Source organism: uncultured Halomonas sp. (assembly GCF_947501415.1).
Taxonomy (GTDB): Bacteria; Pseudomonadota; Gammaproteobacteria; order Pseudomonadales; family Halomonadaceae; genus Halomonas.
The window spans coordinates 1-12678 of the sequence record NZ_CANMVL010000032.1 but is presented as its reverse complement, the minus strand read 5'-3'; the positions used below and the strand labels follow the sequence as shown (position 1 = coordinate 12678).

At 64.6% G+C, this 12678-nt stretch carries 14 protein-coding genes; 13 read left to right on the top strand and 1 reads right to left on the bottom strand.

Annotated features, from left to right (window positions below; all coding sequences use genetic code 11):
• Positions 1 to 30: 30 nt before the first annotated feature.
• Positions 31 to 567 carry a gluconokinase gene (locus tag Q0894_RS14965; protein ID WP_299236810.1) on the bottom strand — a complete coding sequence of 179 codons (537 nt, stop codon included), beginning with the start codon at positions 565 to 567 and terminating at the stop codon, positions 31 to 33.
• A gap of 216 nt (positions 568 to 783) precedes the next feature.
• On the opposite strand from Q0894_RS14965, the gene Q0894_RS14960 reads away from it, so the two are divergent.
• The 13 genes from Q0894_RS14960 to Q0894_RS14900 all read left to right on the top strand — a co-directional run bounded on the left by Q0894_RS14960 (position 784) and on the right by Q0894_RS14900 (position 12565).
• On the top strand, positions 784 to 2193 hold the full coding sequence (locus Q0894_RS14960; protein WP_299236808.1) for an MBL fold metallo-hydrolase: 1410 nt from the start codon (positions 784 to 786) through the stop codon (positions 2191 to 2193).
• Positions 2194 to 2394: 201 nt separating this feature from the next.
• A complete protein-coding gene (locus Q0894_RS14955) occupies positions 2395 to 2985 on the top strand; it encodes a rhodanese-like domain-containing protein (protein ID WP_299236806.1) in 591 nt (196 codons plus the stop codon).
• A 73-nt stretch (positions 2986 to 3058) separates the two neighbouring features.
• Positions 3059 to 3547: a hypothetical protein gene (locus tag Q0894_RS14950; protein ID WP_299236804.1), complete on the top strand. Its 489-nt coding sequence runs from the start codon at positions 3059 to 3061 to the stop codon at positions 3545 to 3547.
• A gap of 32 nt (positions 3548 to 3579) precedes the next feature.
• Positions 3580 to 3771: a DUF2892 domain-containing protein gene (locus Q0894_RS14945; protein WP_299236802.1), complete on the top strand. Its 192-nt coding sequence runs from the start codon at positions 3580 to 3582 to the stop codon at positions 3769 to 3771.
• Between the two features lie 194 nt (positions 3772 to 3965).
• Positions 3966 to 4877: an MBL fold metallo-hydrolase gene (locus tag Q0894_RS14940; RefSeq protein WP_299236800.1), complete on the top strand. Its 912-nt coding sequence runs from the start codon at positions 3966 to 3968 to the stop codon at positions 4875 to 4877.
• Between the two features lie 161 nt (positions 4878 to 5038).
• Complete coding sequence (locus tag Q0894_RS14935; RefSeq protein WP_299236798.1) at positions 5039 to 5905, top strand: MBL fold metallo-hydrolase; 867 nt, start codon at positions 5039 to 5041, stop codon at positions 5903 to 5905.
• Between the two features lie 63 nt (positions 5906 to 5968).
• Positions 5969 to 7732, top strand: a complete 1764-nt coding sequence (gene sulP, locus Q0894_RS14930; RefSeq protein ID WP_299236796.1) for a sulfate permease — start codon at positions 5969 to 5971, stop codon at positions 7730 to 7732.
• 61 nt (positions 7733 to 7793) lie between these two features.
• Entirely contained in the window at positions 7794 to 8267 is a 474-nt protein-coding gene (locus Q0894_RS14925) for a YeeE/YedE family protein (RefSeq protein ID WP_299236794.1), read from the top strand.
• Entirely contained in the window at positions 8264 to 8692 is a 429-nt protein-coding gene (locus tag Q0894_RS14920) for a DUF6691 family protein (protein ID WP_299236792.1), read from the top strand. Before Q0894_RS14925 ends, Q0894_RS14920 begins: the two co-directional genes overlap by 4 nt.
• A 160-nt stretch (positions 8693 to 8852) precedes the next feature.
• Positions 8853 to 9554: a response regulator transcription factor gene (locus Q0894_RS14915; RefSeq protein ID WP_299236790.1), complete on the top strand. Its 702-nt coding sequence runs from the start codon at positions 8853 to 8855 to the stop codon at positions 9552 to 9554.
• On the top strand, positions 9551 to 10888 hold the full coding sequence (locus tag Q0894_RS14910) for an ATP-binding protein (RefSeq protein ID WP_299236788.1): 1338 nt from the start codon (positions 9551 to 9553) through the stop codon (positions 10886 to 10888). The genes Q0894_RS14915 and Q0894_RS14910 overlap by 4 nt, the downstream gene beginning before the upstream one ends.
• Before the next feature lie 19 nt (positions 10889 to 10907).
• Positions 10908 to 11603 (top strand): c-type cytochrome, encoded by a 696-nt coding sequence (locus tag Q0894_RS14905; RefSeq protein ID WP_299236786.1) that lies wholly within the window; start codon positions 10908 to 10910, stop codon positions 11601 to 11603.
• Entirely contained in the window at positions 11600 to 12565 is a 966-nt protein-coding gene (locus tag Q0894_RS14900) for a c-type cytochrome (protein WP_299236784.1), read from the top strand. Before Q0894_RS14905 ends, Q0894_RS14900 begins: the two co-directional genes overlap by 4 nt.
• Positions 12566 to 12678: the final 113 nt, after the last annotated feature.

The window sequence follows — 12678 nt, the reverse complement described above, 5'->3', positions numbered from 1 at the left end:
AAGGTTTCGGGAAGGGAAGGAGTTGGTGATCTATAGGGCGCTTAAATGTTGGGTGAATCTCTCTACAATTTCCAGGGGAGGCAGGGCAATGTCGAGGCACAAGGCCTCGTTTTCTCCCGGAGGTTCCAGGGTCTGAAGCTGGCTATCCAGCATATGGTCACCCTGGAAGAAGTGACCCTGTCGGGTATGCAGTCGTTTCAGCAGAAGCTTGCGGCTGCCGTCCAGGTAGAGGATCTTCAACTCCGGCGCACCGCTGCGCAGGGTGTCGCGATAGCGACGCTTGAGAGCGGAGCAGCCGATGACCAGCGAGCGTCCCTGTCGACGGTGATCGCGGTAGAAGTCGGCCAGCGTCGCTAGCCACCCTTCACGGTCTCCATCGGTTAGGGGCTCACCCCGCGACATCTTGGCGATACTGGTGGGGCTGTGGTGGTCGTCGGCATCGATGAAATCGGCCGTCATCGCCTCGGCGAGTAGCCGGCCGATGAAAGACTTTCCCGACCCCGAGACACCCATCACCAGCACGAGAGTAGGGGGTGTCGATATCCTGTAATGGCTATCAATGGTCATGTTTGAAGCACGGTAATTACGTGTGTTGATAGATTAAAACTGCCGGCAGGGCTAGGCAAGGAAATTGTCGTTTTATTGGCAATAGCCGCCTGGCGAATATCCTTTGGGCGAATCCATTGTTGAGGATAGGTATCGTGCAGGCGTGGATCTATTATGCTGAAGGGAAAGTAGGCCATGGAAAGCCATGGCAATCCATGGCGAAAAGGAGGCATATCCATGTCGACCCTGACGTTCCAGGGCGCGGTGAAGGAAGTCACCGGGTCCCGCTACCTGATCGAAGTAGATGGCAACGGCCGCTCCCGGAAGTTGCTGCTGGAGTGCGGCCTGCATCAGGGCGGGGTAGATGCCGACCGAGCCAACGAGGCCCCCTTCGGCAAGTTGGTGGGAGAGCTCGAGGGGGTGGTGCTCTCCCATGGCCACCTCGACCACTCGGGCCTGCTGCCCAAGCTGGTGCGCGAGGGCTATCGTGGCCCGATCCACTGTACGCGGGGCACCCGGGATCTGCTCGAGATCATGCTGCAGGATGCGGCCTTCGTGATGGCCAAGGATATCGAGTGGGAAAACAAGTGGCGCAAGCGCCACGCCAGGCCGCTGTTGGAACCGCTCTATGAGCTTGACGATGTTGAACAGACACTGTCCCAGTGCGTCTCTCACCCCTATGGCCAGCCGGTGCACCTGCCCGGCGGGGTGACACTGGTATTCCGTGACGCCGGGCATATCCTCGGTTCGGCCATTGTCGAACTCTCCATCCCGTCCGGCGGGCAGGAGAAGCGTCTGGTGTTCTCGGGGGACCTTGGCAATCCCAGTTCGGTGCTGATGAAGGAGCCGGAGAAGGTCTTCGATGCCGACCTGGTGCTGATGGAGAGCACCTACGGCGATCGTGATCACCGTCCACTGGAGGAGACCATCGAGGAGTTTGCCAGCGTGCTGGAGGAGGCCCATGCCGACGGTGGCAACGTGCTGATTCCCGCCTTCGCGGTGGGACGTACCCAGGAGATCCTCTACCACCTCAGTGTGCTCTACCACCAGGGCCGGCTGCGCCAGCAGCTGGTGTTTCTCGACAGTCCCATGGCGATCAAGGTCACCGAGCTCTATCACCGGGCGCGCAAGGCACTGGATCCCGAAGATCTCAAGGTGCTCAACAAGGCATCCAGCGGTGACACCGCCCAGTATCTGCCGGTGTTGCGCATGACGCGCACGGTGGAGGAGTCCATGGCCATCAATCGCATCCGTGGCGGGGCCATCATCATCGCCGGTGCCGGCATGTGCAACGGCGGGCGCATCGTTCACCACTTTCGCTACAACCTGGAAACATCGGCCACCCGACTGGTGATCGTCGGTTTCCAGGCCGGTGGCACTATCGGTCGCCAGATCGTCGACGGCGCCGAACGCATCCGCGTGTTCGGCCAGGATCTGGCGGTAAAGGCAAGGGTGCACACCATCGGTGGCTTCTCCGCCCACGCCGGCCAGAGCCAGCTGATCGGCTGGGCCGGCGCCTTTCGCAACCGCCCGCGCTTCTTTCTGGTGCATGGCGAACCCGAGACCCAGAAGGTGCTCCAGACCGCGCTTGCCGAGAGCGATATCGAGGCACAGATCCCTGGCTACGGCGACCGCATCGAGCTGTAGCCGCGACAACCTACCGTTTGCCGTCCAAGGCCTGGTGCGTGAGGTTCACCGACCGGTCGTTAGGGGCACGGCAGACGGCCTAGCCCTTTCCGAATTCATTTGATCCATATCAAGGTGCGGCCAGATGCCCCATGGCAACGCCGCGCAGGTGGACTACTCTTGGATAATGCCAACAAGGTAATTAGCTTAGAGGTTTTTGTTATGAATATGGCTTTAATAGGCGCATTGGCCCCGACCGCCCTGGCGGCCATGCTGGCGGCGGGCCCGGTACTGGCCGAGGAGGCAGCGGCCTATCGCGAGACGCAGCTGGGGCTCTATGTGAGTGCCGCCGAGGCCTACGAGCTGATGCAGGAGAATGAGCGTGCCGTGCTGATAGATGTACGCGACCCGGTCGAGATCAAGTTCACCGGCTTTGCAACGCCTACCGACATCCATGTTCCCTGGGTGCTGGCCGATCGCGACACTTTCAGCGAGGAGGCGAAGAGCTGGCCGATGGTCAGGAATGCCGACTTTGCCTCACAGGTAAGAGCCCAACTCGAGGCACTGGACGTGGCCGAGGATGATCCCATTATCGTCATGTGCCGCTCGGGCTCCACCCGCAGCGCCCCTGCCGCCGATGCCATCGCCGAGATGGGCTTCAGCGAGGTCTACTCCGTTACCGACGGCTTCGAGGGAGGCAAGCTCGAGGAGGGGGACTCCAAGGGCGTACGCGCGGTGAACGGCTGGCGTAACTCCGGGCTGCCCTGGAGCTACGAGGTCGACCCCGAGGTCGCCTGGCGCTCAGTCGACTGAGTCGTCGCGGTGCCCATTACCTATGCCCGTCAATGGCGAGTGCATTGAGCCGCCAAGTAAATGAGGTGTACCCATGAGCGTTAAAAAGACTCTGACTCTGACCGCTGCGGCTGCCGCCATCGGCCTTTCCGGTGCAGTCACGGCCGACAGTCACGGCGGGGAGGCCGAGGGCGGCAAGGCGATGGCCGACAAGGCGCTGGTGATTCTGACCAGCGACTCCCTGGAGACCCAGGGCATGGCGATGATCCTGTCCAATGCCATGCAGCAGCAGGGGAGTGACCTCCGGTTGCTGCTCTGTGACCAGGCGGGCGACCTGGCGATGGAGGGCTACCAGAGCGCCCAGCCGATCAATACCCCGCCGAGCAACCCCGCCGGCCAGGTGGCACCCGAGGGCATCATGCAGATGTTGATGAAGAACGGCGCCCAGGTGGACGTCTGTGCGATCTATCTGCCCAACCGCGATTTTGGCCAGGAAGCGCTGCTGGAGGGCGTGGGTGTCGCGGCGCCGGGCCCGATTGCCGAGCTGATGCGTGATCCGTCCGTTCCGGTCTTCACCTTCTAGGCCGTTGACGCTTATCTACCGAGGAGCATGATATGACAAGCAATGTGGGTGGTATCGACAAGGTCCTGCGCATCACGGTCGGCATCCTTCTGATCGTACTGGCACTGACCGGCACCATCGGTGCCTGGGGCTGGATCGGCGTGATGCCGCTGGCCACCGGTCTGTTCAACTTCTGCCCAGCCTACAAGCTGCTGGGCGTGAATACCTGCAAACTGAAGAAGTAGCCATTACCGACCTGTGCCGGCGCTCCCGGCAAGGAGCCCGCGGCCGCAAGGCCACGGGCTCCCTGGTTATGCATCGGAGGTAGGCGATTGCCGTTGTGGAGTGACACAATCGCCGTATAGTCCATTTCGGGCTAAGTTTATTTCATGCAACGTTACTGGTGGTCGATCCACCCGACACGCTAACGGAGGTACCCATGAAGACCTTTGCCCTCTCGCCCAGCACCGGTACCGGCAGCCCCGAGGTGGCCGGCTTCTTCGATTCGCGCACCTCCTCCATCCAGTATGTGATCAGCGACCCCGCTACCGGCAAGTGTGCCATCGTCGACCCGGTCTACGACTTCGACGAGAACTCGGGGGCCACGGCAACTCATCACGCCGACGAACTGCTCGACTATGTGAAGGAGAAGGGCTTGAAGGTGGAGTGGGTCCTGGATACCCATCCCCACGCCGACCACTTCTCCGCGGCCCGCTACCTACGGGAAAAGACCGGCGCTCCCACCGCCATCGGCGAGAAGGTGGTAGAGGTCCAGAAGCTCTGGAAGGAGATCTATCACTGGCCAGACTTCCCTGCCGATGGCTCCCAGTGGGACCGTCTCTTCGCCGAGGGTGACACCTTCTCCATTGGTGAACTGGAGGCGCGAGTGATGTTCTCGCCGGGGCACACCCTGGCGTCGATCACCTATGTGGTGGGTGATGCCGCCTTCGTTCATGACACCCTTTTCCAGCCGGATTTCGGCACCGCCCGGGCCGATTTCCCCGGCGGCGACGCACGTCAGCTCTGGCGCTCCATCCAGGCGATCCTCGAGCTGCCCGACGAGACGCGCCTGTTTACCGGGCACGACTACATGCCCGGTGGTCGCGAGCCGGAATGGGAGAGTACGGTGCGCGAACAGCGCGAAACCAACAAGCACCTGGCCGGGGACGTTACCGAGGACGACTATGCGGCGATGCGTGACAAGCGCGACAGCGAGCTGCCCATGCCCAAGCTGATTCTCCCCTCCCTGCAGGTAAATGCCCTGGGGGGGCGCCTGCCGGAGCCCGAGGCCAATGGCAAGCGCTACCTCAAGATTCCGCTGGATGCCCTGGAAGGGGCCGCCTGGGAGTAAAGCTACCGGCCACCGCTCACGGGCCCCGCACTTCGGGGCCCGTGGCATTTCGTGGTGTCTCACGGCGCGGGTTCATATATCTAATTGAGCTATGCTTAGAACGTGATTTTGGCTATGCTGTCGGTACAGCGGCACGCGACATCCCACGGAGGTTGTATCCCATGTCAAAGCCAGTCGTGACTCACTTCTTCGACGAGCCCACCAATACCTTCAGTTATGTGGTGCAGGACCCCGACAGCAAGTCCTGCGCAATTCTCGACTCGGTGCTCGACTTCGACTATGCCGCCGGGCGCACCGACGTGCGCTCCGCCGACGAGATCATCGCCTTCGTGCGTGACAATGCCCTGGAGGTGGAGTGGGTCCTCGAGACTCACGTGCATGCCGACCACCTCTCCGCCGCACCCTATCTACACGAACAACTGGGCGGACTAACCGGCATCGGCGCCAATATCACCGTGGTGCAGGATGTCTTCGGCAAGGCCTTCAATGCCGGCACCGAGTTCGCCCGGGACGGCAGCCAGTTCGACCGGCTCTTCGAGGAGGGAGACACCTTTGCCATCGGCAATCTGGAGGGGCGGGTGCTGCACACCCCGGGCCATACGCCGGCCTGCCTGACCTACGTGATTGGTGACGCCGCCTTCGTCGGCGATACCCTCTTTATGCCGGACTACGGCACCGCACGCTGCGACTTCCCCGGTGGTGATGCCCGGACGCTCTATCGCTCCATCCAGAAGGTACTGGCGCTGCCCGACGAGACGCGACTCTTCCTGTGCCACGACTACAAGGCACCGGAGCGCGAGGAGTTTCAGCACCAGACCAGCGTGGCCGAGCAGCGCGCCCACAACGTGCACGTTCACGAGGGGGTCAGCGAGGAGGCGTTCGTCAAGATGCGCACCGAGCGCGATGCCACCCTGGGCATGCCGAAACTGATCATCCCCTCGGTACAGGTGAACATGCGCGCCGGGCAGATGCCCCCCGCCGAGGGCAACGGCCAGGTCTATCTCAAGGTGCCGATCAACACGTTCTAGCAACATGTTCCAACAACATGTTCTAACAACACGCTCCTACCAGCGAGCGCCGAGGCAAGCCGCGTGAATCCGAAACGCTATCTGCCGATCCTGCAGTGGTTGCCCGACTACGGGCGCAGCGCCCTGGCCAGCGACCTGCTGGCGGCGGTGATCGTCACCATCATGCTGATCCCCCAGTCGCTGGCCTATGCCATGCTGGCGGGGCTGCCCCCTGAGGTGGGGCTCTACGCCAGCATCGCGCCGCTGGTGGTCTACGCCGTGTTTGGCACCAGTCGCACCCTCTCGGTGGGGCCGGTGGCGGTGGTCTCGTTGATGACCGCCGCGGCGATAGGGCAGGTGGCGCCTCAGGGCACACCGGAGTATCTCGCCGCCGCCCTGGCCCTCGCGCTGATGTCGGGGCTGATGCTGACCGTGATGGGGGTGGCGCGTCTGGGGTTTCTGGCCAACTTCCTGAGTCATCCGGTGATCTCGGGGTTTATCACCGCCTCGGGGCTGATCATCGCCGCCAGCCAGCTCAAGCATCTATTGGGTGTCGAGGCGAGCGGCCATAACCTGCTGGCGCTGGTGGTAGAGCTGGGTAGCCAGCTGGGCAACATCAACCTGCCGACCCTGGTGATCGGGCTTGGGGTGCTGGCATTTCTTCAAGCCGCGCGACGACGGCTCAAACCGGCCCTGCGTCGCCTCGGCGTGCCGGCGCGCCCGGCGGACATGCTCACCAGGGCAGCACCGATTCTCGCCGTGGCCGCCACCACCCTAGCGAGCTGGGGGTTGGGACTGGCTCGGCACGGAGTGGCAGTGGTCGGTGAGGTGCCGGCGGGACTGCCGCCCCTGATCCTGCCTGGCTTCGACAGTGGCCTGTGGCGCGAACTGTTCGTGGCGGCATTGTTGATCAGCATCGTCGGGTTCGTGGAATCGGTGTCGGTGGGTCAGACGCTTGCTGCCAAGAGGCGCCAGCGCATCGACCCCGACCAGGAGCTGGTGGGGCTGGGAACCTCGAATATCGCCGCTTCACTGACCGGTGGCATGCCGGTGACCGGTGGCTTCTCACGTTCGGTGGTCAACTTCGATGCCGGGGCCGAGACCCCGGCCGCCGGGGCCTTGACCGCGGTGGGCATCGGCGTGGCCGCACTGCTGCTCACTCCTCTGATCGCCTATCTGCCGATCGCCACGCTGGCGGCTACCATCATCGTGGCGGTGCTGTCGTTGGTTGATCTTGCCGCGATCAAGCGTACCTGGGCGTACTCGCGCGGTGATGTCGCCGCCATGCTGGGCACCATCGCCGTGACCCTGGGGCACGGCGTGGAGAGCGGCATCATGGTCGGGGTGGGGCTGTCGCTGGCGCTGCACCTCTATCGCACCAGCCGCCCTCACAGTGCCGTGGTGGGGCGAGTGCCCGGCACCGAGCACTTTCGCAACGTGCAGCGCCATGAGGTGGAGACCGATGAGCGTCTGACGATTCTGCGGGTAGACGAGAGCCTCTACTTCGCCAATGCGCGTTATCTGGAGGACACCGTGATGGCGCTGGCGGCCCGCCAGCCTGGCCTCGAGCATATTGTGCTGGCCTGTCAGGCGGTCAATGTCATCGACGCCTCGGCACTGGAGAGCCTGGAAGCGATCAATGCGCGTCTCAGGGACTCCGGCGTGTGCCTCCATCTGGCCGAGGTGAAAGGCCCGGTGATGGATCGGCTGCAGCACACCGACTTCTGCCGCGAGATGACTGGCGAGGTGTTTTTGAGCACCTATGATGCCTGGTGTGAGCTGCGTGGCGAGAGCGATATCAGCCTGTCGCGGCGCTGTGCCGAGCTGCAGGCAAACACGCTGCTTTAGCAGCAGTGTCCCAAGTGTTTCTTTAACAATGCACCCCTGGTGAATCAGAGGAGAGAGAAGAGTGGACTGGAATTCATCCCTGCAGGGACTGGCCGGCGGTGTGCTGATCGGACTGTCCGCCACCTGGTTGATGGCCACCCTGGGCCGCATCGCCGGGATCAGCGGCATCGTCGGCACCCTGATCACCGCCCGCCCGAAGGGCGACAGCGTCTGGCGCCTCACCTTCGTGCTGGGCCTGATCAGTGGCCCCATCGTGGTGATGCTGCTGGGCGGTGGTCTGGGCAACGTGGCAGGTGATGCCGTCGACGTCACCGGTCGGGTGATCGGCGAGCCTGCCGGCGGTGTGGCATTGATGCTGCTGGCCGGCCTGCTGGTGGGCCTGGGTACCGGCCTTGGCAGCGGCTGCACCAGCGGCCATGGGGTCTGCGGTCTCTCGCGGCTCTCGGTGCGCTCGATGGTGGCTACCGTCACTTTCCTGGTGGCGGCGATCGTCACCGTATTCGTGGTGCGGCACGTGATCGGAGGTGGTGCATGAAACCGTCGACCATGAAAACCGTGGCAGGCTATATCGCCGGGCTGATCTTCGGCCTGGGGCTTGCCGTCTCCGGGATGACCGACCCGGCCCGAGTGCTGGGCTTCCTCGACGTCGCCGGCGCCTGGGACCCAACCCTGATGTTTGTGCTCGGCGGCGCCGTGGTCACCAACTTCATCGGCTACCGGCTGGTGCTGCGGCGCCCCAACCCGCTGTTTGCCGAGCGCTTCCAGCTGCCCACCCGCCAGGACCTGGACGCCCGCCTGATCGGCGGCTCGGCGCTGTTCGGCATTGGCTGGGGGCTCTCCGGCTACTGCCCGGGGCCGGCCATCGCCTCCGTGGGCGGGCTCACTGCCCCTCTGGTCGCCATGCTGGTGGCGATGATGGCGGGCTGGTTCCTGGCCAGGGCGATTCCTGCCCGAGGCTGAGCCTGACCTGCGTCAAGCGACGCCCCCGCAGGTGCCGCCTGCAGGGGCGTCGACGTCTACGACCAATGGCTCGCCGGGGGCGGTCTAACTCACGACAATCATTAACGCTGGCTTAATGGCCCGGTGACAAGATGAGGCCCAACCAGAGGACCTTTACGCCATGCACGTACTGCTGATCGAGGATGACGCCCTGGTGGCGTCGGGCATTCGCGCCGGGCTTGCGGTGTATGACTATGTCGTCGATCACGTGACCACCATCACCGAGGCGCGTCGCGCCCTGGCGAGTGTCGCCAGCGACGTGGTGATCCTCGACCGGGGGCTGCCCGATGGCGATGGCCTGAACCTGCTGATGGAGTGGCGCGATGGCGGGGTGTCTACCCCGGTGCTGGTGCTGACCGCCCGCGATGCGGTCAGTGACCGGGTGGAGGGGCTGCAGGGCGGAGCGGACGACTACCTGGTCAAGCCCTTCGACCTCGACGAGCTGGTGGCCCGGCTGCAGGCCCTGCTACGTCGCGCGGCGGGGCGCTCGCATCCGCTGATCGAGCACGGCGCCCTGTGTCTGGATCCGGTGGCCCGGGAGGTCACCCTCGACGGTCGTCCGGTGACGCTGTCGCGCCGCGAGCTGGTGCTGCTCGAGGCCTTCCTGCACGCGCCGCGCAGCGTGCTGTCGGCCGACCAGCTCAAGGATAGCCTCTATGGCTTGAGCGAGGAGGTCGAGAGCAACGCCCTCAACGTGCATATCCACCATCTGCGCCGCAAGCTCGGCAGCGAGCTGATCGAGACGGTGCGCGGGCTGGGGTATCGGCTGGGGCCGCCGCTGGGTGAGCCAGCCGACGAGTCAACCGAAAAGGGACGGTCGTGAGCCTGCGCACGCGGCTGCTGGCGACCCTCGGCATCACCCTGCTGGTGCTGTGGGGGCTGGCCGCCGCCTGGCTGCTGCGTGATCTGGAGGAGCAGTTCGTGGCCACCCTCGATCAGCGCCTCGCCCAGTCGGCGCGTATGGTCGCGGGGCTGATGGCCCAGCTGCCCCAGGAGGTGTGGCTCGAGGCCGACCGACGGGCACTGTCGATCCCGCCCATCGAGGGACTGGCCTGTCAGGTGCACTCGCCACGGGGCGAGATCATGGCACGGACGCATACCGACCTGGGGTCCATCCTGGCGATGGGGGAGGCCGGCGGGCACGCCTACCGCGAAGAGGGTGGCGTGACCTGGCGGGTGTTCACCTACGAGCGCAACGGGCTGACCATTACCACCGCCGATCGCATGGATGAGCGCGATATGCTGCTCGGCAATGTCATCAAGGTGGCCACGGTGCCCTTTGCGGTGGCCATGCTCGGCAGCCTGGTGGCGCTATGGATCGGGGTGGTGCGCGGACTCTCGCCCATCGCCCGGCTGCGAGACTCCTTGGCCCGGCGCCATCCGGATGCCCTGGCGCCGGTAGCCACCTACGGGGTACCCGGCGAGCTGCGTCCACTGGTGGACACCCTCAATGGCCTGCTGGCTCGCGTCCAGCAGGCCATCGTGCGCGAACAGCGCTTTACCAATGATGCCGCCCACGAGCTGCGCACGCCGCTTACCGCCATCAAGACCCATCTGCAGGTAGCGAGTCGGGTAGAGGGCAGGGCCGCACGCGATGCCGTCGTCTACGCTGAGGAGGGCGTCGAGCGTCTGGCACGAATTCTCGACCAGCTATTGATGCTGGCACGGGTGGAGGGACGACTGGCCTTCGAGGATGGCACCCTGTGTCGACCCGCGGAGGTGGTGGCCCTGGCGCTGCGCGATAGTGGTGCCGCGACGTCACGCTTCGAGTTACCCGAGGCGTGGCCACAGGCCCCGCTGGCGCTGCCGCGGGAGCTTGCCGTCACCGCACTGCGCAACCTGATCGACAACGCTCTGCGCCACGGTGGCGAGGCATCGCGAGTGACCCTCGACGTGGAGAGCGATAATCGCACGCACCTGACATTCAGGGTGATCGACCAGGGGCCCGGGGTCGATGAGGCGGTCATGAAGCAGATGGCCAGACGGTTCTGGCGTGCCAGCAAGCAGCATGGCAGCGGCCTGGGCCTGACCATCGTGGTGGCGATCGCCGAGCGCTTCGGCGGCCACCTGGAGTTTGCCAGCCCCGCGCGGGGTGGGCTGGAAGCACGCCTGACCCTCCCGGTCCAGGCGAGTGAGGTTGCCCCGGCGAGGGCATGACACGACAAGGAGAAAACCGATGACCAGCAAGAGGATCGCGAGTGGGCTCGGCCTGCTGCTGGGTGCCGGGCTGGCTGCCAGCCAGGCCGTGGCGCTCGAGGGGGATGCCGAGCAGGGCAAGGCGGCCGCGGGAACCTGTGTGGCTTGCCACCAGGCCGATGGCATGGGCATGAACAACCCCAACGGTGAGTCATGGCCGCGATTGGCCGGGCTGCCAGCGGCATATATCGCCAAGCAGTTGCACGACATCAAGGAGGGGCGTCGCGAGAGCCCCAGCATGATGCCGTTCGCCAACATGCTCGACGACCAGCAGATCGCCGATGTGGCGGCCTACTATGCCGAGCTCGAGCCCTGGCCGGAGCTTCCCACTGCCTATCGGGCCGCCGACCCGAATGACGAGGCGGAGTGGCTGGCAGAGCGCGGTGACTGGTCCGAGGACAAGATGATTCCGGCCTGCAGCCAGTGCCATGGCCCCAATGGTCAGGGCGTGGGGGCCAGCTTTCCGCCACTGGCGGGTCAGCATGCGGGGTATATTGTCAGCCAGCTCGAGGCCTGGCGCGATGGCAAGCGCCATAACGACCCCAACGACCTGATGGTGGGGGTCGCCGAGCGCCTCGACGAGGCGCAGATCGAACTGATAGCCGACTACTATGCCACCCTGCCGGAGCGTATCGCCTCAGAGGGTGATGCGGCACAAGAGGAGGACGGTCGATGAGCCTGCGTAGATTCCACCTGCTGATGGCCGGCACCCTGGCCTCGGCGCTCGGCCTGCCCCTGGCCGCACTGGCCCAGGATGATGAGGTCCAGCGCGACTACCAGATCCCGTTGCCCGAGGCACCGGCGGGGGAGGTCACCTTCCAGCCCCCCCTGGAGCGCGACATCCCCGACAACCAGTACGGTGATATGGTGCGCAAGGGGCGTGATCTCTTCGTCAACACCCAGACCCTGCGTGGCGAGTATGTCTTCAACGAGCAGAACTGCGCCAACTGCCACCTCGATGCCGGCCGGCTCGCCAACTCGGCACCGATGTGGGCCTCCTTCGGCGTCTATCCCGCCTACCGTGGCAAGAACGACAAGGTCAATACGCTCGCCGAGCGCATTCAGGGCTGCTTCACCTACTCAATGAATGGCAAACCGCCGGAGAACGGCAGCGAGCCGCTGGTCGCGATGCAGACCTACCTGCACTGGATGGCCACCGGAGCGCCGATCAACGAGTCGCTGCCCGGTCGCGGGTATCCGAAGCTCGAGGAGACCGAGCAGGGGGCCGACCGCGAGCGCGGGGCCGAGGTGTATGCCCAGCAGTGTGCGGTCTGTCACGGCGATGAGGGTCAGGGGCAGAAGGTCGGCGAGCGCCAGGTCTTTCCGCCGCTGTGGGGCGATGGCGCCTACAACTGGGGAGCCGGCATGCATCGTGTGAATACCGCGGCCAACTTCATCAAGGCCAACATGCCCCTGGGCAAGCCCTACTCGCTGACGGATCAGGAAGCCTGGGATGTGGCGGCCTTCATCAACAGCCACGAGCGGCCCCAGGACCCGCGTCGTCGCACCCTCGACACGCTGGATGATACCGCCGAGATCTTCCATGACCATCATGGCTTCTATGGTCAGAAGGTCGACGGCAAGCGCCTGGGGGATCATGACAACTTCGGCGAGAATCCCGTCCCACTCGACGGCTGATTCCTGTCAGCCGAATGCGAGGCGCCCCGCTGCCTGTGAACTGCACCCCGAAAGTTGGACACCCACATCCAACCTTCGGGGTGTTTTTATGAGTAACCGATACGACGAGTGGT